At 72.3% G+C, this 18,987-nt stretch carries 18 protein-coding genes and 1 pseudogene; 10 read left to right on the top strand and 9 right to left on the bottom strand.

Annotated elements, in window-relative coordinates; genetic code table 11:
• Window positions 1-58 precede the first annotated feature (58 nt).
• Together ACZ573_RS36990 and cseB are read right to left on the bottom strand one after the other, a co-directional pair.
• The gene (locus tag ACZ573_RS36990) at window positions 59-1,291 is read right to left on the bottom strand and encodes a sensor histidine kinase (RefSeq protein ID WP_471313048.1); all 1,233 of its coding nucleotides are present in this window, start codon (window positions 1,289-1,291) and stop codon (window positions 59-61) included.
• A gap of 41 nt (window positions 1,292-1,332) precedes the next feature.
• Window positions 1,333-2,061 (bottom strand): two-component system response regulator CseB, encoded by a 729-nt coding sequence (cseB, locus tag ACZ573_RS36985; RefSeq protein WP_471313047.1) that lies wholly within the window; start codon window positions 2,059-2,061, stop codon window positions 1,333-1,335.
• Window positions 2,062-2,424: 363 nt separating this feature from the next.
• Here cseB and ACZ573_RS36980 point away from each other — a divergent pair, with 363 nt between their 5' ends.
• Both ACZ573_RS36980 and ACZ573_RS36975 read left to right on the top strand, forming a co-directional pair.
• The gene (locus ACZ573_RS36980; protein WP_471313044.1) at window positions 2,425-3,363 is read left to right on the top strand and encodes a beta-ketoacyl-ACP synthase III; all 939 of its coding nucleotides are present in this window, start codon (window positions 2,425-2,427) and stop codon (window positions 3,361-3,363) included.
• A complete protein-coding gene (locus ACZ573_RS36975) occupies window positions 3,360-4,136 on the top strand; it encodes a thioesterase II family protein (RefSeq protein ID WP_471313042.1) in 777 nt (258 codons plus the stop codon). Before ACZ573_RS36980 ends, ACZ573_RS36975 begins: the two co-directional genes overlap by 4 nt.
• Before the next feature lie 92 nt (window positions 4,137-4,228).
• On the opposite strand, the gene ACZ573_RS36970 is transcribed toward ACZ573_RS36975, so the two are convergent.
• A complete protein-coding gene (locus tag ACZ573_RS36970) occupies window positions 4,229-5,506 on the bottom strand; it encodes a M6 family metalloprotease domain-containing protein (RefSeq protein WP_471313040.1) in 1,278 nt (425 codons plus the stop codon).
• A 269-nt stretch (window positions 5,507-5,775) separates the two neighbouring features.
• Here ACZ573_RS36970 and ACZ573_RS36965 point away from each other — a divergent pair, with 269 nt between their 5' ends.
• From ACZ573_RS36965 to ACZ573_RS36955, 3 genes are all read left to right on the top strand, one after another.
• Window positions 5,776-6,498, top strand: coding sequence for a TetR/AcrR family transcriptional regulator (locus tag ACZ573_RS36965; protein ID WP_471313038.1), 723 nt, complete (start codon window positions 5,776-5,778; stop codon window positions 6,496-6,498).
• 62 nt (window positions 6,499-6,560) lie between these two features.
• Window positions 6,561-8,093 (top strand): MFS transporter, encoded by a 1,533-nt coding sequence (locus ACZ573_RS36960; protein ID WP_471313036.1) that lies wholly within the window; start codon window positions 6,561-6,563, stop codon window positions 8,091-8,093.
• 59 nt (window positions 8,094-8,152) lie between these two features.
• A complete protein-coding gene (locus ACZ573_RS36955) occupies window positions 8,153-8,974 on the top strand; it encodes a dioxygenase family protein (RefSeq protein ID WP_471313034.1) in 822 nt (273 codons plus the stop codon).
• 284 nt (window positions 8,975-9,258) lie between these two features.
• Here the strand turns inward: ACZ573_RS36955 and ACZ573_RS36950 are convergent.
• Window positions 9,259-9,501: pseudogene (locus ACZ573_RS36950) on the bottom strand (GNAT family N-acetyltransferase); the annotation flags it as partial.
• Window positions 9,502-9,726: 225 nt separating this feature from the next.
• On the opposite strand from ACZ573_RS36950, the gene ACZ573_RS36945 reads away from it, so the two are divergent.
• Entirely contained in the window at window positions 9,727-10,704 is a 978-nt protein-coding gene (locus tag ACZ573_RS36945; protein WP_471313032.1) for a sigma-70 family RNA polymerase sigma factor, read from the top strand.
• An 84-nt stretch (window positions 10,705-10,788) separates the two neighbouring features.
• Here ACZ573_RS36945 and ACZ573_RS36940 read toward each other — a convergent pair whose 3' ends face one another.
• Window positions 10,789-11,742, bottom strand: a complete 954-nt coding sequence (locus ACZ573_RS36940; protein ID WP_471313029.1) for a helix-turn-helix transcriptional regulator — start codon at window positions 11,740-11,742, stop codon at window positions 10,789-10,791.
• A gap of 62 nt (window positions 11,743-11,804) precedes the next feature.
• Here ACZ573_RS36940 and ACZ573_RS36935 point away from each other — a divergent pair, with 62 nt between their 5' ends.
• A complete protein-coding gene (locus ACZ573_RS36935) occupies window positions 11,805-13,367 on the top strand; it encodes an MFS transporter (protein ID WP_471313027.1) in 1,563 nt (520 codons plus the stop codon).
• Window positions 13,368-13,636: 269 nt separating this feature from the next.
• On the opposite strand, the gene ACZ573_RS36930 is transcribed toward ACZ573_RS36935, so the two are convergent.
• Window positions 13,637-14,413 (bottom strand): DUF6227 family protein, encoded by a 777-nt coding sequence (locus ACZ573_RS36930; protein WP_471313025.1) that lies wholly within the window; start codon window positions 14,411-14,413, stop codon window positions 13,637-13,639.
• A 192-nt stretch (window positions 14,414-14,605) separates the two neighbouring features.
• Here ACZ573_RS36930 and ACZ573_RS36925 point away from each other — a divergent pair, with 192 nt between their 5' ends.
• On the top strand, window positions 14,606-15,247 hold the full coding sequence (locus ACZ573_RS36925) for a vitamin K epoxide reductase family protein (RefSeq protein WP_471313022.1): 642 nt from the start codon (window positions 14,606-14,608) through the stop codon (window positions 15,245-15,247).
• Window positions 15,248-15,361: 114 nt separating this feature from the next.
• Here ACZ573_RS36925 and ACZ573_RS36920 read toward each other — a convergent pair whose 3' ends face one another.
• Complete coding sequence (locus ACZ573_RS36920) at window positions 15,362-15,772, bottom strand: rodlin (RefSeq protein ID WP_471313020.1); 411 nt, start codon at window positions 15,770-15,772, stop codon at window positions 15,362-15,364.
• Between the two features lie 271 nt (window positions 15,773-16,043).
• On the opposite strand from ACZ573_RS36920, the gene ACZ573_RS36915 reads away from it, so the two are divergent.
• Both ACZ573_RS36915 and ACZ573_RS36910 read left to right on the top strand, forming a co-directional pair.
• Window positions 16,044-16,565 carry a hypothetical protein gene (locus ACZ573_RS36915; protein ID WP_471313018.1) on the top strand — a complete coding sequence of 174 codons (522 nt, stop codon included), beginning with the start codon at window positions 16,044-16,046 and terminating at the stop codon, window positions 16,563-16,565.
• Window positions 16,566-16,720: 155 nt separating this feature from the next.
• Window positions 16,721-16,960: a chaplin gene (locus ACZ573_RS36910; protein WP_471313016.1), complete on the top strand. Its 240-nt coding sequence runs from the start codon at window positions 16,721-16,723 to the stop codon at window positions 16,958-16,960.
• An 84-nt stretch (window positions 16,961-17,044) separates the two neighbouring features.
• On the opposite strand, the gene ACZ573_RS36905 is transcribed toward ACZ573_RS36910, so the two are convergent.
• Complete coding sequence (locus ACZ573_RS36905; RefSeq protein ID WP_373042054.1) at window positions 17,045-17,392, bottom strand: hypothetical protein; 348 nt, start codon at window positions 17,390-17,392, stop codon at window positions 17,045-17,047.
• A 177-nt stretch (window positions 17,393-17,569) separates the two neighbouring features.
• On the bottom strand, window positions 17,570-18,769 hold the full coding sequence (locus ACZ573_RS36900; protein ID WP_471313013.1) for a chaplin: 1,200 nt from the start codon (window positions 18,767-18,769) through the stop codon (window positions 17,570-17,572).
• Window positions 18,770-18,987: the final 218 nt, after the last annotated feature.

The raw sequence follows: 18,987 nt of genomic DNA, 5'->3' as shown, positions 1-18,987 counted from the left end.
GCAGCAGTTGTGCGGGGGCGGCCGGGGCGGCCGGGGGAGGGCCGGGGCGGCCGGCCGGTCAGCGCGGGAGGCGGAGGGTGGCGACCGCGCCGCCCTCCGGGGCGTTGTCCAGGCGCAGTTCGGCGCCGAGCACCCGGGCCTGGCCCAGGGCGATGGTCAGGCCGAGGCCGTGCCCCGCGCCCCGCTCCGTGGCGCCCGTACGGAACCGGCGCGGGCCGTCGAGCAGCAGGTCGGCGGGGAAGCCGGGGCCGTGGTCGCGGACGACGACGGTCCGGCCCTCGACGGTGACCTGTACGGGGGTCCGGCCGTGCCGGTGCGCGTTGATGACGAGGTTGCCGACGATCCGCTCCAGGCGGCGCGGGTCGGTCTCCACCGTCCCCGCGCCGGGCGCCTCGGTGACGCCGACCTCCGTGTCGAGACCGGTACGGGCCACCGCCTCGGCGACCACCGCGGCCAGCGGGACCCGGGCGGCCACCGGCGCCTCCGCGCCCGCGTCCAGCCGGGAGATCTCCAGCAGGTCCTCGACCAGGCCGCGCAGGTCGCGTACGCGGGCCCGGATCAGGTCCTCCGTCTCGCCGGGCGGCAGCAGGTCGGTGGCGGCCAGCAGACCGCCGACGGGGGTGCGCAGCTCGTGCGCCACGTCCGCCGTGAACTGCCGCTCGACGCGCAGCCGTCGGCCGAGGCTGTCGGCCATGAGGTCGACGGTGGCGGCGATGTCGGTCACCTCGTCGCGGCCCCGGGCGTGGCCCAGGGCGGGGCCGGTACGGGCGTCGAGGTCCCCGGCGGAGATCCGGGCCGCGGTCTCGGCGACCCGGCGCAGTCGGCGGGCGACCAGCCCGGCCCCGTAGACCGCCAGGGGCAGCGCGGCGGCGAGCGAGAGCAGCGAGGCCACCGCCATGCTCGCGTCGAGGCGGCGCAGGTCGTGGAGTTGCGGGCTCATGTTGATCCGCACGGCCAGCACCGGGCTGCCCGCGCCGCCGACCCGCTGGGCGCCCCAGACGCTCGGCCCGAGGTTCCCCTCGACGCGCCCGTCGTAGGCCACCCGCCGGTCGCCGTCGGCGGGGTGGCGCAGGGCGGTGGGCAGTTCGGCCGGATCGAGCTCGGCGCCGCCCGCCAGCGTTCCGGTGCGCCGGTAGACGTCCATGGCGGAGTACACCGTGTTGGTGGCCTCCATCTCGGCCCGGCTGCGGACGTCCATCGCGGTCCACACGTGGACGAGGATGCCCACCGCCAGGGCGACCAGGCAGGCCGTGGCCGCCGCCAGCGCGGCGATCTTCCAGCGCAGGGGCACGCGGGCCGGCCACCACGGCCGGCGCGGGGGGTGCACCGGCCTCAGCGCCTGAGCTTGTAGCCGAAGCCGCGGACCGTCTCGATCCGCTCCCGGCCCAGCTTCTTGCGCAGCCGCTGCACGGCCAGGTCCACGACGCGGCTGTCGCCGTCCCAGCCGTACTCCCAGACGTCGCGCAGGAGGGTGTGCCGTTCCAGCACGATGCCCGGGTGGGCGGCGAACTCCAGCAGCAGCTTCAGCTCGGTGGGGGTGAGCGCCACGGGCTTTCCGGAGAGGCACACCTCCATGCCGCCGGTGTCGACGGTCAGGTCCCCGAAGGCCAGTACGGCGTCCTCCCGGCCGGCGGCGGGCTCGCCGCCCGGGGCGGGCGCGTACGCCGCCCTCCGCAGCAGTGAGCGGATGCGTGCCACGAGGACGTACGTGTCCACGGGCTTGACCACGTAGTCGTCGGCCCCGGCCTCCAGACCGGCGACGACATCGAGGCCGTCGCCGCGGGCGGACATCATCAGCACCGGCACCAGGCTGGTCTCGCGGACCCGGCGGCACAGCCCGATCCCGTCGAGGCCGGGCAGCATCACGTCCAGGATCAGCAGGTCGAAGCCGTCGTCGTCGCGGAAGGACTCCAGGCCGGTCAGTCCGTCGGCCGCGGCCGTGACCCGGTAGCCGTAGCGTTCGAGGGCGACGGTGAAGGACCGGCGCATCAGCTCGTCGTCCTCGACCAGCAGCACGCGGACCGGAGGCTGAGATTCCGGTGCCGGGGCGGGTGAGGGCACGGGCGGGACTCCTGTTCGTACGGGCCGGGCGGAGCGCCGCTCCGGCGTGACACCACAGGCCGCCGGCGACCCGGAAGGAACGATACGGGAGGCACCGGGCGCGGCGGCCGCCGTCGGGGCCGGGCGTGCGATCCGATCGGCGGCCGAGCGCCCCCCGATACACGGCAGATACAAAAGGCCGGGGCCGAAAGGCCGGGGCGGACACCGGGTGGGAACGGCGCGGTTGCGGAGTCTGTCCGGATCACCGGCGCCGATGGCGGAAAACGGCCTGTTCGAAGGGAGGGGCCCGGCCGGGCGCTGCATAGTCTGATCATCGGTCGATCAGGATCCGGATCCGGGTCCACGGAGCGAGGAGAAACACTGATGGTCGGGTCGCGTGTCCTTTCCTTCGGGCACTATCAGCCTCCGAAAGTCTTGACCAATGCCGACCTCGAGCAGATGGTCGACACCGACGACGAGTGGATCCGGAGCCGGGTCGGGATCAGGACCCGCCGGGTGGCGGCCGAGGACGAGTCCGTTTCGGACATGGCCACGAAGGCCGCCGAGCACGCGCTGGCCAACGCCGGACTCACCGGTGCGGACATCGACTTCGTCATCGTGGCCACCTGCACGGCACTCGACCGCTCGCCCAACATGGCGGCCCGGGTGGCCGCCGCGGTCGGGGCACAGGCTCCCGCCGCCATCGACGTGAACACGGCCTGCTCCGGATTCCCGCACGCCATGGCACTGGCCGACCAGAGCATACGGACGGGTTCCGCCACCAAGGCCCTGGTCATAGGCGTGGAGAAGCTCACCGACTTCGTCGACTGGAGCGACCGCACCACGTGCGTGCTCGTCGGCGACGGCGCGGGCGCGGCCGTCGTCGTGGCCTCCGAGGAGCCGGAGATCGGCCCGGTCGTATGGGGTTCGGTACCCGAGATGGGCCAGGCCGTACGCATCGAGGCGCCGTCCAACACCTTCGCCCAGGAAGGGCAGTCCGTCTACCGCTGGGCCACCACGAAGCTCCCGGAGATCGCCCTCCAGGTCTGCGAGCGGGCCGGCGTGAAGCCCGAGGAGCTGGGCGGGGTCGTCCTGCACCAGGCCAACCTGCGGATCATCGAACCCCTGGCGCGCAAGATCGGTGCGGTCAACGCCGTCATAGCCAAGGACGTCGTCGAGTCGGGCAACACCTCGGCCGCGAGCATCCCGCTCGCGCTGTCCAAGCTCATCGAGCGGGGTGAGATCGAGAAGGGATCGCCCGTGCTGCTCTTCGCGTTCGGCGGGGGCCTGTCCTACGCCGGCCAGATCGTCAACTGCCCGTGACCGGCGCCGGCGGATCGACCGCGACGACATCCCCGCGCGCGCCGTGGTGGCCGCTGCTGCGGCTGCGGGAGGCGGTGACCGCGCCCCGGGCGCGGCTGCTGGTGTTCCCGCATTCCGGGTCCGGCCCCAACACCCTGTTCCCCTTGATCGAGCCGCTGCCCGACGACGTGGAGGTGCTCGGGCTCTCGCTGCCCGGGCGGGAGCGCCGGTTTGGCGAGCCGCCCGGCTGCCGGCTCGACCAGGTCCTGGACTCCGTCTCCGACGAGGTGCTCGGCCGTGACCCGCTGCCCACGGTGGTCTTCGGGCACAGCCTCGGCGCGCTCCTGGCCACCCGCGCCGCGCGGCTGCTCGGCCCGCACTGCCGGGCGGCCGTCGTCAGCGGGCAGGCCCCCGGCCGGACCCCGCGCCGGGCCCACGCCACCGCCACCGAGGAGGACGCCGTCCGGCTGCTGCGGGACGGCGGCGGCACCCCGGAGTGGGTGCTGAACGACCCGGACATGCTGGCGCACGTGACGCGCGTACTGCGGGCGGACATCGCACTCGGCCGGGAGGCCGCGGCGGGGTTCGAGGACGTACGGCTCGACGTGCCCCTGCACGCGCTGGGCGGCACGGCGGACCCACTGGTCCCGCACCAGCCGCTGGACGGCTGGGCCGCCCACACGACCGCGGCGTGCGAGGTGCTCCGGTTCGAGGGCGACCACTTCTTCCTGCTGGCCGACGAGCACCGCCCCACGGTCGTGGAGGTGCTGCGCCGGGCCCTCGCGGACGGCTGACCGGGCCGGGCCGGGCCGCCCGGACGCGCCGAAGAGCCGGAGTCACGTGGTGCGTGACTCCGGCCCGGGGGCCGTCCCCGGCCCGCGGGACGTCACGGCCGGATGATGCGGACCTGGTAGCTGCCGTTGCGCAGTTCACCCACCACGGACACGCTGATGCCCGCCTTCTCGTCGGTGAAGGTCTCGCCCGGCCGGAACGGCGCGTCCGAGAGCTCCGCGTGCACATTGGGCCGCCGGGTGCAGCCGCCGCTCGTGCTCGCGCTGTCCGACACGGTGATCGGGCCGTGCCCGGTGTCCACGTCGGAGTCCACCTTGTAGATGAGGACGCCCGGTTTGCAGACGGCCTCGTCGTTCCCGGCCCGGGTCCGCACCTCCACCGCGTACCCGGTGCTCTCCGACAGCGGGACGAAGGCCAGCTTGGTGCCGCCCCGTATCCCCAGCGGGGACAGGGTGTGGTCGCTGGTGCCCGACTTGGCCGCGCAGCTGATCTGCGTAGTGTCCAGCCAGCCCAGCTTCCACTTGTGCCAGCCCATCAGGTCGTTGTTGGCACCCCAGTCCTCGCTCATGATGTCCCAGTGCCCGACCGTGTTCCCGCCGTCCGAGGTGTAGAGGTCGGGCAGCCCGAAGACGTGCCCGTTCTCGTGCGGCAGCACCCGGTAGCCGGTCTCCTGGTAGGTGCCGGAGCCGTCGTCCTGCCGGCTGTAGACGAAGGACGTGTTGGCCAGCGGCACCCCGTCGGCGACCGGAGCCTCGCCGTTGCCCGAGAAGGTCACCGACAGGACGGTGTCCAGGGCGGACGGCCCGGCGTTCGGCGTGACCAATATGTTGATCAGGTCGTACCGGGTGAAGTCCACGTCGGGGTCGGCGGCCTTCGCTATGTGCTCGACGAGCTGCCGGTAGCCCGGCTCGTACGCGGACCCGCGCTCGATCCCGTACGCCGCGAAGGGCATCGGCATCCGCAGCCAGCCCTTTATCGGGGCCTCGGCCCGGTAGGCCAGCCGGCCGTAGGAACTGGTGCGGAACCATTCGGCCGTCTGGGGGAAGAACTCCGCCATCCGGTCCGCCGCCGTGCCCTCGCCCTTGGCGTCAGGGAAGTCGATCATCAGGTTCAGGGCCCGGATCTCGCCGGTCGAGCGTGAGTACCCGGGCGGGGTCGGCATGCCCTCGGACATCTGCACACCCATGGTGCCCGCGATCCGGCAGGGCGCGAGAGCCGATTCGACGGTCGTGGCCACCGCTCCGGCCGCCGAGTTGCCGCGGCTGGATATGCCGGTGCTGGCGGTCGTCGTGACGCCGAGGGCCAGCGCGGTCAGGCCGATGTACGCGCTGGTGCGGCATGGTCTGCGTATCCGGTGGCGGGTCTGCGACATGGACATCGCCTTCGGGGCCGCGGCAGCCGGCCCTGCCCGGTCTGCGCTCTGTCCGATCACCCTCCGCCGGGCGCGGCGCGCCCGCGCGCCGGGAGAGGCCGAACGTGGACACGCCCGTGACTCAGGTCACACGGGGGAGTGAAATAACCGGGGACCCGATCCCCGTTTGTACGGGAGTCCCGCTAAGCGGGGGGCGGCTCCCCGTTTGGGCGGGACGGTCGCGCAGTCCGCACCACGAGTCCACGGATCCGCGCCAGGGAGGCCCCGGAATGAAGAGCTCCACCAGCATCGCCCCGGCGGTCCGGCCCACCACGGACCCGGACCCGGCGCAGGTGCAGGCGCAGGTGCGGCCGCAGGTGTCCGCGACCGGCGTCCCGCGTCCGCGCGCCGACGCCGTCCGCAACCGCGAGCGGATCCTGGCGGCGGCCCGCGAAGCCTTCGTCGAATCCGGCTCCGCGACCCCCTTCGACGAGGTCGCCCGCCGGGCCGGCATCGGCAATGCCACGCTCTACCGGCACTTCCCCGACCGTCCCACCCTCGTCCACCACGTCGTTCTCTTCACGATGGGCCGGGTGACGGCCTCGGCCGAGGCCTCCCTCGCCGAGGAGCCCGACGCCTTCGCCGCCCTGTGCCGGTTCACGCACGCCGCCGCGGACGAGCGGATCGGCGCCCTGTGTCCGATGCTCGCCGACGGCTTCGACGGCGAACACCCCGAACTCCTCGCGGCACGCACCGCGCTGGAGGAGGCCGTCGTCACCCTGCTGGCCGCGGGCCAGGACGCCGGACTGGTCCGCACGGACATCGGCGTCGGCGACCTGATGGTCGCCCTGTCCCAGCTCAGCCGCCCCCTCCCCGGCACCGCGTGCCTCGACACCGACCGCTTCGCCCACCGTCATCTCCAGCTCTTCCTCGACGGGTTGCGCGCCCCGGCCCGTTCCGAACTCCCGGGTTCGGCAACGACCTTGGACGACCTGCGGCAGAAAACCATGTGACGCGCACAAAGCTCAAAAAATATCCTTTTTCAGTCATTCCGCACAGTGAAGTGGGTACCCCCATGTCCAAAACGGCCGCGAGCCTCGCGCCGGCTGCCGATCCCAGCCGCTGGAAGGCACTCGTCTTCATAGCCCTGGCCCAGCTGATGGTCGTCCTCGACGCGACCATCGTGAACATCGCCCTCCCCTCCGCCCAGACCGACCTCGGCATCTCGGACGGCAACCGCCAGTGGGTCATCACCGCGTACGCGCTGGCCTTCGGCGGACTGCTCCTCTTCGGCGGCCGCATCGCCGACAAGTGGGGCCGTAAGAACGCCTTCGTCGTCGGCCTCATCGGCTTCGCCCTGGCCTCCGCGCTCGGCGGCGCCGCGAACGGCGAGGCCATGATGCTCGGCGCCCGCGCCCTCCAGGGTGCCTTCGGCGCGCTGCTCGCGCCGGCGGCCCTGTCGCTGCTCGCCGTCATGTTCACCGACGCCAAGGAGCGCGCCAAGGCCTTCGGCATCTACGGGGCCATCGCGGGCGGCGGTGGCGCCGTCGGCCTGATCCTCGGCGGCTTCCTGACCGAGTACCTCAACTGGCGCTGGACCTTCTTCGTCAACATCCCCTTCGCGATCGTCGCGGCCGTGGGTGCCTGGCTGGTCATCCGGGAGTCCGCGGGCTCCCGTAACCGCGCGCCGCTCGACATCCCGGGCGTGGTCCTGTCCACCACCGGTCTCGTCGCCCTCGTGTACGGCTTCACCCGCGCCGAGTCCGCCGGCTGGTCGGACGCCGTGACGGTCGCCATGTTCGTCGCCTCGGCGGTGCTGCTGGCCGCCTTCGTCCTCGTCGAGTCCAAGGTGAAGTCCCCGCTGCTGCCGCTGCGCGTCCTGCTGGAGCGCAACCGCGGCGGTGTCTACCTCTCGCTGGGCCTCGCCGTCATCTCGATGTTCGGCCTGTTCCTCTTCCTCACCTACTACCTGCAGGTCGTGAAGGGCTTCTCGCCCGTCAAGACCGGCTTCGCCTTCCTGCCGATGATCGCGGGCATGATCACGGGCTCCACCCAGATCGGCGCCCGCCTGATGACCCGGGTCCCGCCGCGCCTGCTGATGGGCCCCGGCTTCCTGGTCGCAGGCCTCGGCATGCTGCTGCTGACCCAGCTGGAGGTCGGGTCCTCGTACCCGGCGCTGATCCTGCCGGCGCAGCTGCTGCTCGGCCTCGGCATGGGTACGGCGTTCATGCCGGCGATGTCCCTGGCCACGCACGGGGTGGACCCGGCCGACGCCGGTGTCGCCTCCGCCATGGTCAACACCTCGCAGCAGGTCGGCGGCGCCATCGGCACCGCGCTGCTGAACACCATCGCCGCCTCGGCGACCACCGCCTACCTGACCGGCCACGCGGCCGAGGCCGCTGCGGGCGGCCCGGCCGGGCAGCTGATCCAGGCGCAGGCCATGGTCGAGGGCTACGCGTCCGCCATCTGGTGGGCGGTCGGCATCCTGGTCGCCAGCTCGGTCATCGCGCTGACGCTGATCAACACCGGCCGTCCGGGCGCCGGCGGCCCGGTGGCCTCCGGTTCCGGCGACGACGCCGAGCTCAAGGTGCCGGTGCTCGCCCACTGACCAGGGCCGAGGGTCCTGCGGAACGACTGATGACCCCATCTCGTTCAAATTTGAACGAGATGGGGTTAGTCTGTTTCCGTACGCGTTTCAACCAAAAGAGGAGCGCCCCCGTGATCCGTATACCGGCCCTGTACCTGAGTCACGGCGCACCCCCGCTGGCCGACGACCCCCTCTGGCCGGGCGAGCTGGCCGCCTGGTCCGCCGGCCTGCCGCGCCCCCGGGCGATCCTGATGGTCTCCGCCCACTGGGAGGAGGCGCCGCTCGCCCTCGGCGCCACCGAGCGCGTCCCTCTCGTGTACGACTTCTGGGGCTTCCCGGAGCACTACTACCAGGTGCGCTACGACGCCCCCGGCGCCCCGGAGCTGGCCGCCTCGGTCCGCAAACTGCTGCGCGCCCCCGGCACCCCGGTCCAGGACATCCCCGACCGCGGCCTGGACCACGGGGCGTACGTGCCCCTGGTGGAGATGTACCCGGAGGCCGACATCCCGGTCCTCCAGATCTCCCTGCCCACGCTGGACCCGGCCGGGCTGATGGACATCGGCCGCAAGCTGGCCCCGCTGCGCGACGAGGGCGTGCTGATCGTGGGCAGCGGCTTCTTCACGCACAACCTGGCGGCGCTGCGCCATACGGGTCCGGGCGTCCCCGCCTGGTCGGCGGAGTTCGACGCGTGGGGCCGCGAGGCGCTGGCCGCGTCCGACGTGGACGCCCTGCTGGACTTCGAGCACAAGTCCCCGGCGGGCCGCCTGGCCCACCCCCGCACGGAACACTTCGCCCCGCTCTTCGTCACCCTCGGCGCGGCCGAATCCGACCTGACCGCCGCCCGCACCCCGGTGGAGGGCTTCTGGATGGGCCTCTCGAAGCGCTCCCTCCAGTACGGCTAGTGCTGTGGCCGGGAAGGTTTGCCGGGTCACGACGCCCGGCACGGTGAGCACGGTGACGATGCCGTTCTCGTCGTAGTCGTCGATGAGTACGCAGACCGGGATCCCCCCGCGCGCGTAGGAGCTGCGCTTGCGGGTGCGGTCGCGGGTGATGCTCTCGCTGCCGGGGGAGACGACCTCGACGATCAGTGCGACGGCGGAGGCGTCGATCCCCAATCCGTCCTCGGTCACGTGCTCCTCCGCGTCCGCCGGAACGATGAAACGCGCTTCTCGTGGCGGCGGACGTCCGATGGGGCGCAGGCCGGTTTGGGGCGGAATGCGCTGCTCGTGGCGTATCCGGCCGTTCGATCGCCTGTCCAGGCAACCAGAAGCCGGTGCGGCCCGTCTTCGGGGTGGGAGTGCAGCCGAGGGTGGCGCTGTTCCGGAGTGAAGACGGCCGTGTCGAATGTGACGGCAGTCTCACGGGCGTAGTGGTTGCAGAGGTCCGTGAGGGGCGCCGGATCGGCCTCCGCTCCGGGCCTGACCTGCACCTCTTCGAGATCTTGTGGCCTCCGCCCCCCTCCGGCGGCGGGGCAGGATACTGCAAGATCTCGAAAAACAGGGAGCGGCGTGGGAATTCTGTCCCGATTCCAGTCGTTGTTTCCTTCGGAAGCGGGCACTCGGGAGAGTGTCCGTGACGCACCGGACCGGTCGGCAGCCGTCCCGGCGGCGTCCACCAGCCGCACCGCGACCGAACACTTCGCAAGGGAGCACGCATGGCAACCCGCGCCGTCGCCCGTCGTCAGTCCACGAGCAGCGCTCGCGCTGTGGGCGGGGAGATCGCAGACCGTGACCTGGTCGGCATGTACCTGGACGAGATCGCGCGCACCCCGCTGCTCGACGCCGCCAAGGAAGTGGAGCTCTCCCAGATCATCGAGGCGGGCGTCTACGCCCAGCAGATCCTCGACGGCGCGATAGAACGCGACGGGGACACCCCGGCCCGCGAGGAGCTGGAGGCGCTGGCCGCCGAGGGCGAGCGGGCCAAGGAAGTCTTCATCCGCTCGAACCTCCGCCTCGTCGTGGCCGTGGCCCGGCGCTATCCCCGCAGCGGTCTGCCCCTCCTCGACCTGATCCAGGAGGGCAACGCGGGCCTGGTCCGCGCGGTCGAGAAGTTCGACTACGCCAAGGGCTTCAAGTTCTCCACGTACGCCACGTGGTGGATCCGGCAGGCGATCACCCGGTCCATCGCGGACCAGTCCCGCACCATCCGCCTCCCCGTCCACCTGGTCGAGGAGCTCGGCCGGATCCGCCGCATCCAGCGTGAATTCAACCGCGAGAACGGCCGCGACCCGGAGCACGCCGAGATCGCCGCCGAGCTGGACTCGACGGAGAAGCGCGTGGGCGACGTACTGGACTGGGCGCGCGACCCGGTCAGCCTCAACATGGCGGTCGACGACGACGGCGACACCCAGTTCGGTGACCTCCTGGAGGACACCTCGGCGATCTCGCCCGAGCAGTCCGTGCTCTCCCTGCTGCGCAGCGAGGAGCTGGAGGACCTGCTGGGCAAGCTCGACCAGCGCACGGCGTCGATCATCAAGATGCGGTACGGCATCGAGGACGGCCGCGAGCGGACCCTGACGGAGGTCGGCAAGCAGCACGGCCTGACCCGTGAGCGGATCCGCCAGATCGAGAAGCACGCGCTGCTGGAGCTGAAGCGGATGGCGCGCGACACCGGCTTCGACGCCGTGGCCTAGAGCGGCCCGCCGTCGAGCCCCCCGTACGAGCCCCGGTGCCTATCCCCCCCAGGCGCCGGGGCTCTCTCCTGCCCGGAGCCCCGGCTACGGCGCCGCGGCCTCGGACAGCCGCGCGGCCAGTGCCCCGGCCGCCTCCCGCAGTGCGGCCGGCTCCCGCACGGTGAACGGCAGGCCCGTCAGGGCGAGCCGCGCCACCGTCCACTCCGGCGCGTCCGCGCTCTCGAAGCGCACCGAGCTCCCCGTCCCGTCACCCGGCAGGGCCGCGGCCCGCAGCCAGGCCGGCAGCTCCGCCGGGCCGGCCGCGAAGTCGACCTCCACCCGGTACGGCTGCTTCTCCCCGCCCCGCAGCCCCCGCCGGACGAACTCCTCCGCCTCCATCGGCAGGTCCCGCCGCACGAACCGGGCTCCCGTCGCGAAGGCCTCCTCCACCCGGTCCACCCGGAAGGTCCGCCAGTCGTCCCGCTCCAGGTCGTAGGCGACCAGGTACCACCGGCTCCCGGTGCTGACCAGCCGGTACGGCTCCACCAGCCGCCGCGTCTCGGCCCCGTTCCCCGCCCGGTACGCGAACCGGAGCCGCTCCGGCCCCGCCACCGCCGCCGCCATCGTGGTCAGCGTCCGCGGGTCCACGCTCGCCCCGTCCCCCCGGGACAGTGCGATCGTGGCCGACTGGAGCGCGCTCACCCGGTGCCGCAGCCGCGAGGGCAGGACCTGCTCCAGCTTGGCCAGGGCCCGTACGGAGGCCTCCTCGACCCCCTCGATCGCGTGCCCGGCCCCGGCCCGCAGCCCCACCACGATGGCCACGGCCTCCTCGTCGTCCAGGAGCAGCGGGGGCATCGCCGCCCCCGCCACCAGCCGGTATCCGCCCTCGGCCCCGAGAGTGGCCTCCACCGGGTACCCGAGGTCCCGCAGCCGCCCGACGTCGCGCCGGATGGTCCGCGGGCTCACCCGCAGCCGCTGGGCCAGCTCACTCCCGGGCCATTCCCGCGGGGTCTGGAGGAGGGACAGCAGGGAGAGCAGCCGTGCGGGTGTGTCGGTCATGAATCAAGGCTGCCAGCGAAATAGGACACGAACTGACCTAGACGCCGTCTAAGTTTCTCCTCATGAGCACCGAGACGTCCAAGACATCGCCCGAAAGAGAGAACGGGCCCGTACAAGAAGAGCGGAACGACGTAGCCCACGACGCACCCAGCTCGCCCGCCGACCGCCGCCGCTGGCTGGCGCTCGCCATCGTGATGACCGCGGCCTTCATGGACCTCGTCGACGTCACGATCGTCAACATAGCCATCCGCACCATGCGGGAGGACTTCGGCGCCTCCACCAGCGCGATCCAGTGGATCACCGCGGGCTATGCCCTTGCCTTCGCCGCAGGACTGATCACCGGTGGCCGTCTCGGTGACATCTACGGCCGCAAGCGTGTCTTCCTCATCGGCATCGCCGGGTTCACCGCGGCCTCGCTGCTCTGCGGCATCGCCGCCAACCCGGACGTGCTCGTCGTGGCCCGCCTGCTGCAGGGCGGTATGGCCGCCCTGATGGTGCCGCAGGTCCTGGCGATCATCCACGTCACCTTCCCGCCGCAGGAGCGCGGCAAGGTCTTCGGCATGTTCGGCGCGATCGTGGGCCTCGCCGCCGTCTCGGGTCCGCTGCTCGGCGCGCTGCTCATCGAGTGGGACCTCTTCGGCCTCGGATGGCGCCCGATCTTCCTGATCAACCTGCCCGTCGGCATCATGGGCGTGGTCCTGGGCCGCAAGTTCATCGCCGAGTCCAAGGCCCCCAAGGCGCTGCGCCTGGACCTGGTCGGCGTCGTCCTCGCCACCCTCGCCCTGGTCCTGCTGATCTTCCCGCTGACCCACGGCCACGAGAACGACTGGCCGCTGTGGGGCTTCGTCTGCATGGGCGCGGCGCCCTTCGTCTTCGCCGCGTTCATCGCGTACGAGAAGTACAAGATCAGGAAGGATGGCTCCCCGCTCGTCGAGCTCTCCCTCTTCAAGGTCAAGAGCTTCGCCGGCGGCATCGCCGTCCAGCTGACCTTCGGCATCGCCACCGGCATCTTCTTCCTGGTCTGGACGATGTACATGCAGATGGGCCTCGGCTGGAGCGTGCTGCGCGCGGGTCTCACCGGCATCCCGTTCTCCATCGCGGTCTCGGTCGCCGCCGGCCTCTCGGTCGAGAAGCTCGTCCCCCGCTTCGGCCGCAAGGTGCTCCAGGCCGGCGCGCTGGTCATGGCCGCCGGTCTGCTCCTCTACATCTGGGAGTCGCAGCACTACGGCATGGAGATCGCCTCCTGGCAGATGGCTGCCCCGCTGATCGTCATGGGCGTCGGCATGGGCCTGATCGTGGCTCCGCTGAACGACACCGTGCTCTCCGAGGTGCCGCGCGAGCACGCCGGATCTGCCTCGGGCCTGATCAACACCACCGGCCAGATGGGCAACGCGCTGGGCCTCGCCCTGACCTCCGTCGTCTTCTTCGGCCTCATCGGCGACGACATGGTCTTCGGTCCGCAGTACGTGGAGGCCTTCCGCGGCGCGCTCTGGTGGGTCGTGGCCGTACTCGTCGTGATCTTCGCGGTGATGTTCGTACTGCCGCGCCGCGCGCTCCCGATGGAGGAGCGCGAGGGTGCCGCCGAGCACGCCGGCCGCACCACGGAGAAGGTCCCGGTCGCCTGAGCCAGGCCCCACGCGCCATCGAACGGACATGCCCGTCCTCCCGGGCGGGCATGTCCGTTCTTTTCGTTTCCCTCCGCAGGCCTGCGCACAGGGGTGCGAATCCGCCGATAAGGCCTCGATCGGGGCCGCCGTCCAGCTGCCGGGCAGCGCCACGCCGACCCCGGCGGACCTGCGCCCCGACCGGGTCCGCATCACCGAGGACCCGCCCCCGGACCTCCGGCTCGCCGGCCCCGGCACGCCTTAGGGGGTGTCGTGCCGATCGGGCCGGCTCACCGTACGCGGGTGCGCAGTTCCATCGCTCCGCGCGCGGCCGCCTCGCTCTCGTACACCTCGCACATGTGCCGCCCGTCAGGCGTCGCCGTGTGCTCGACCTCCCACAGGCTGACCTCGCTCCCGTCCAGCAGGACGAAGGCGTGCTCGTACAGGCTGAAACCCGCGCCCCGCCCGTCCGAGAGGCAGTGCCGCGCGCCGAACGCCTGCGTGATCTGGTGCGCGTACGCCGACCGCAGCAGCGCCGCCACCCGCTCGCCCGGCCGGTCGGCGTTCTCCGCGCGGCGCAGCACCCGCCGGGCGTGGTCGGCGGAGTCCTCCACCGCGTACTCCCGGTGCCGCCGCACCGGGGCTGGGGCCGGGGCCGCGTACAGCACGCTCAGCAGCGCCACCCCGCCGTCCGGCTCGTCCTCGCCCGGCACCAGCACCGGATCCGGGGACGCCCCGGCCGACGCCTCGCCGAACAGCCGGGTCACGGCCAGGCAGGTCTCCGCCTTGCTCGCGAAGACCTCGTGCCGGACGGCCCGGTCGCCCTCCAGCCGGTAGGCCAGCTCCCACAGCGAGACCGAACCACCGTCGGTCAGCAGATAGGTGTGCCGGTGGGTCTCCCGCCAGACGCCCGCCTCCGGGCTGTGGTGGGTGGTGTAGAGCGAAGAGCTGTGGGCGAGCGCCGTGCCGAGGCGCTCGACCAGCCTGTCCGGCAGGTCGAAGGAGTTGAGGGCGCGGCCGAGGAGTCGTTCGAGGTGCGCCTCGGTTGTCTCGTACGGATCGCTCAAGGTGGGTCTCCAGGCCGTCGCAGCTTGTCACTTTGCGGAAGCTCAACGTAACCCCTGGCTCTGACATCACGTCCGGGGTTCGGTAAAACGTCCGGGAAGCATCGGAGGTTCCCGCCACACCTTCAGGTCAACTTGCCTACGGATGAGCATGGTTGGGGCCGATCTGAGGGGAAGCGCGGGACTATGGGCCACATGGCAACGAATACAGTGGGCCTCCCGCGTCAGCAGGTACGGCCCCACAACGGACATCCGGGCGAACACGACGCGGCGCCGAGGGGATTGGCCTGGCTGCTGGCCGCCACCGGGGCGGCCGGGCTGCTGGCCTCATGGGTGATCACCCTCGACAAGTTCCTCCTGCTGGAGGACCCGGACTTCAAGCCCGCGTGCAGTCTCAACCCGGTCGTCTCCTGCGGCAGCGTGATGGCGAGCGAACAGGCGGCGGCCTTCGGCTTCCCCAATCCGATGCTGGGGCTCGTCTCGTACGCCGTCGTGGTCTGCGTGGGCGCCGGCCTGCTGGCCGGCGCCCGCTACCGCGGCTGGTTCTGGCTCGGACTGAACGCCGGCACGCTCTTCGGCGTCGGCTTCTGCAGCTGGCTGATGGTCCAGTCGCTCTACGAGATCAACGCGCTCTGCCTGTGGTGCTGCCTGGCCTGGGTCGCGACCCTGCTGATGTTCTGGGCGGTCACCGCGCACAACGTCCGTACGCGCGCCCTGCCCGCCCCCCGCCCGCTGCGGGGCTTCTTCACCGAATTCGGCTGGGCCCCGCCCGCCCTGCACATCGGAGTGATCGGCATGCTGGTCCTCACCCGCTGGTGGGACTTCTGGACCGGCTGACCGCCGGGGGCGGAACGCGAAGAGGGTCCCGGCGGCTGGACGCTGCTGGGACCCTCTTCCTTCACTCCACAGGCTCAGCGGCCCGCGATCACCCGAAGGGCGGAGGAGCGGAGATCAGCTGCCGTTCGAGAGGTTGCCCGACAGGACGGGGATGTTGTCCAGGATGTGCGAGAGCGGCTCGTCGCCCTTGGCCTGGGTGGAGTTCTCGGTGCACTGCTGGTTCTGCGGGTTGGACAGGACGTTGATGTCCTGGACGCCGATGTTGAGCGCGGCGAGGACCGACTGCAGGTTGACCTTGGCGGGCAGGCCGATGCAGGGCTTGTTGAGGGTGCCCTGGACCAGGCTGAGCTGCGGGCTCATGTCGCCGTGGGTCTTCTGGTTGCCGTAGATCTGCTGGGCGCCGTTGCCGTTGACGGTGTTGACCCCGTTGTCGTTGCCGATGGCCATGGCCGGGGCCGCGGCGGCAGCGCCCGCGCCGATCGCAACGGCGGAGACCGCGGCGGCGGTCATGAACTTCTTGAACATCTTGTTCCTTCTGTCGCACGAGTGCCCGCTGATGGAGCGCCCTGGTCAACTGCCCGACCAGGGAGTTGGTTCCGGTGCTTCACTCAAACGGCCTGCGCGCGTCGAGGTTTTCCCCGCCCCGGGTGAGTGGCCTCCGGACGCCTGCGCGAAGCCCGTACGCAGCCAGCATCCGGCGGGGCTGCGGTTGCGCTCCGTGCGAGGTGTTCGCACGGTGGGTGAAGAAGCGGACTATTCGAGTCCATTTTCGTGTCCCCACCGCGAAGGAACATCCATGCACCGCACGAAGCCGTTCCGCGCCCGCCTCCTCGTCCCGTCCGCCCTCGCCGCCGTCATACTGTCCGGCGCGGCTGCCCCCGCGGGCGCCGCGGAGGGTGGCGGCTCCGCGGCCCTCACCGAGCGCGTGGCCTCCGTGAAGCAGCAGGTCGAGAAGATCGAGCGGCGCGCGGCGGCCGCGGGTCCCATCGACGACCTTCTGGCGAGCCTCAGCAAGACCCTCGAGGGGCTTCTCGCGACGGTCGGAGGTCTGCTGCCCGACGGGGTGAAGCTGCCGCCGATCGAGCTGCCGAAGCTGCCGGAGATCAAGCTCCCCGAGCTTCCCGACCTGTCCGGCCTCATCCCCGCGCTGCCGCCGGTGGAGCTCCCGCCGATCGACGGGGTGGTTCTCCCGGTGGACGCCCTGCCCGCGGCACCGGCCGCCCCGGCCCTCCCGGCTCTCCCGGCCGCCCCGGCCGCCCCGGCAGTTCCCGCCCTTCCGGCGATGCCGGCCCTCCCGGCGATGCCGGCCCTCCCGTAGGGGCGGTGCCGCGCCGTCAACCCGTCCGATGGTTACGACAATTGAGCCGAACAGGTCTCATCGTGCGCGTGACCGTGTCGTCTGGGAAGCTGGACCGTTTCGCTCGGTGTGAGCCCCGGTTCGGGGCAGAACATCGAACAGAAGGTGCACTTCCCATGAACTCTGCCAAGAAGGCCGCCCTGGTCCTGGCCACCGCTGGTCTCGCTGCGGCCGGTGCCGCCGGCTCCGCCGCCGCCGACTCGTCGGCCGAGGGCGCGGCCGTGGGTTCCCCCGGCGTCCTGTCCGGCAACCTGGCCCAGGTGCCGGTGCACATCCCGGTCAACATCTGCGGCAACACCGTGAACATCGTCGGCCTGCTGAACCCGGCGTTCGGCAACGTCTGCGTCAACAACTGACGTCGGCAGAACAACCGACTGTGGGCGCCCCGGCCTTGCCGGTGGCGCCCACAGTCGTGTCGGCGGGGGGTCAGCCGGGACGGCTCAGCCCTGGCCGCCGTTGAGCTTCACGCCGCCGAGCATGGGGGACGCCTGGGTGGCGCCGTTCGCGAGGCCGAGCACGGTGCCGGGCACGTCGTTGCGGACCTTGTTGACCTTCTGCGCGGTACCCACGACCTTGTTGACGGTGTCGCCCTGCTCGGCCAGTCCGTTGCCCACGGTCTGCGGAAGGGACTCGGAGACGGGCCCGACGGCGTTCAGCGTCTCGGTCACCCCGCCGGTCAGGCTCATGGGGGGCATCGCGGCCGCGGGCTCGGCCGCGAAGGCGGTGGCGGAGGCGCCGAGGGCGGCGACGGAGCCGACGACGACAGCGGCGACCTTCGTGAGCTTCATTATCGAAATCCTCTTCTTTCGTGGACAGAGGCGTCAGCGGCGACCGTCGCGCCGCTTTCACCCTGGGTAACGATTCCCCGTCGCTGCGGAAACGCGAACGCGCACGCGGTTAAGGGACGGGGGCATGACAGCGGCCGGAGAATCCGACGAGGATTCTCCGGCCGATATTTATTCCGATTACCGGTAGGAGACGCGCGACCGCCGGTACAGAATGGCGCCGCCCAGGATCAGGGCGCTGGCGAGGGCCGCCGCGGCCGCGGGCTGACCCGCGCCGGTCTCGGCCAGCATGGGCCCGGTCACGTGCGCCGGAGCCGGAGCGGGGGCCGGAGCGGGGGCCGGCGGCTGTACGGGCGCGGGGGCCGGAGCCGGTGTCATCACCGGGGGGAGGGTGACCGGGGTGTCACCGCCGGGGCCGGCCGGCGGCTGGTCCGCGGGCGGCACGGCCTCGGGCGCGGGGGCCGGGACCGGAGCCGGGTGCTCCACGGGCAGGCTGCCGTGCGGCGGCCCGGGTGCGGGCCCCTCCTCTACCACGGGAGCAGGTCCCGGTGCGGGGGCCGGCAGCGTGTGCGGAGCCTCCTCGGCCGGTGCCGGGGCGGGCTCCGGGGCGGGCTCCGGGGCGGGGAGCGTGTGCGGGGCCTCCTCGGCCGGAGGCTGGGCCGCGGGGGGTGCCGGCGGAATCTCCGGCATCGGCGCGGGCGCCTCCTGGACCGGTTCCGGGGTGGGCAGCGGGGCCGGGTGCTCCTCCACCGGTTCCGGCTTGGGGTGCGGCTGCTCGGGCGCGGGGGGAGCGTGGTGCGCCGGCGGGGGCGGCGGCGTCGACCCGGAGTGGTCGTCGCACTCCTCCTTGCCCCGCTGCTCACCCGGGCCGCCGTAGCCGCCCTCGTGCTCCGGCTCCTCCTGGCGCGGCTTCGCGTGCCGCGGTCCGTCCTGCCGGGGCTGCTCGTGCCGGGCCTGCTCCTCGTGGGGCTGCTCGTACCCGCCCGCGTGGCGCGGCGACCCGTGACGTTGCTCCGGCACCGCGTGCCGGCCCTCGCGCTCGTCGAGGTAGCGCTCGAAGGCCTCGGCGTGCTCGGGGCTGAGGTAGCGCCCGTAGTCGTAGCCGTCGTCCGTGTGCGAGCCGGTGTCGGTGACGCACGTGTTCCCCATCGCGGGGTTGAGCGCCGCACCGCCGTCCACGCTGTTGCCGCACACGTTCGGTGCGAAGGTGATCGGTACCGAGACGCTGTTGCCGGCCAGCACGCCCGGCGAATGCGAGGCCTCGGCGCTCGCTCCGGGGTGCGCGTAGGCCGCGCCGGTCGCGATCGACAGCAGACTCGACGCGGCTGCCGCCGTGAGCATCCCCTTGCCCAGTACCTGTCGGCTCAGTACCTGTCGCATGGGTCCTTCCCTGTCTACCGGCGCCACGGCCGGTGTGGAATCGGAGGTGGGGGGGGGGGGGGGGGGGGGGGGGGGGGGGGGGGGGGGAAAGGGGGGGGGGGGGGGGGGGGGGACCCCCCCCCCCCCCGCCCCGCACCCACCCCGCCGACCCGGCCGGAGGCCGTCTCGCGGGGTGGAACCCCCACGGCCGGATACCGGCAGGGGATTACCCTGGGCGG

Source organism: Streptomyces sp. NPDC040545, from assembly GCF_055595065.1.
The sequence above is the reverse complement of the archived record's forward strand: the minus strand, read 5'-3'. Positions and strand labels throughout refer to the sequence as shown.

Excerpts from the sequence above, each read along its gene's own strand:
- ACZ573_RS36970 (WP_471313040.1), bottom strand. The coding sequence starts at position 5,506 with ATGTCGCAGACCCGCCACCGGATACGCAGACCATGCCGCACCAGCGCG.
- ACZ573_RS36925 (WP_471313022.1), top strand. The coding sequence starts at position 14,606 with ATGGCAACGAATACAGTGGGCCTCCCGCGTCAGCAGGTACGGCCCCAC.
- ACZ573_RS36980 (WP_471313044.1), top strand. The coding sequence starts at position 2,425 with ATGGTCGGGTCGCGTGTCCTTTCCTTCGGGCACTATCAGCCTCCGAAA.
- ACZ573_RS36945 (WP_471313032.1), top strand. The coding sequence starts at position 9,727 with ATGGCAACCCGCGCCGTCGCCCGTCGTCAGTCCACGAGCAGCGCTCGC.
- ACZ573_RS36955 (WP_471313034.1), top strand. The coding sequence starts at position 8,153 with ATGGGGTTAGTCTGTTTCCGTACGCGTTTCAACCAAAAGAGGAGCGCC.
- ACZ573_RS36905 (WP_373042054.1), bottom strand. The coding sequence starts at position 17,392 with ATGAAGCTCACGAAGGTCGCCGCTGTCGTCGTCGGCTCCGTCGCCGCC.
- ACZ573_RS36935 (WP_471313027.1), top strand. The coding sequence starts at position 11,805 with ATGAGCACCGAGACGTCCAAGACATCGCCCGAAAGAGAGAACGGGCCC.
- ACZ573_RS36920 (WP_471313020.1), bottom strand. The coding sequence starts at position 15,772 with ATGTTCAAGAAGTTCATGACCGCCGCCGCGGTCTCCGCCGTTGCGATC.
- ACZ573_RS36965 (WP_471313038.1), top strand. The coding sequence starts at position 5,776 with ATGAAGAGCTCCACCAGCATCGCCCCGGCGGTCCGGCCCACCACGGAC.
- ACZ573_RS36940 (WP_471313029.1), bottom strand. The coding sequence starts at position 11,742 with ATGACCGACACACCCGCACGGCTGCTCTCCCTGCTGTCCCTCCTCCAG.
- ACZ573_RS36910 (WP_471313016.1), top strand. The coding sequence starts at position 16,721 with ATGAACTCTGCCAAGAAGGCCGCCCTGGTCCTGGCCACCGCTGGTCTC.
- ACZ573_RS36900 (WP_471313013.1), bottom strand. The coding sequence starts at position 18,769 with ATGCGACAGGTACTGAGCCGACAGGTACTGGGCAAGGGGATGCTCACG.
- ACZ573_RS36915 (WP_471313018.1), top strand. The coding sequence starts at position 16,044 with ATGCACCGCACGAAGCCGTTCCGCGCCCGCCTCCTCGTCCCGTCCGCC.
- ACZ573_RS36960 (WP_471313036.1), top strand. The coding sequence starts at position 6,561 with ATGTCCAAAACGGCCGCGAGCCTCGCGCCGGCTGCCGATCCCAGCCGC.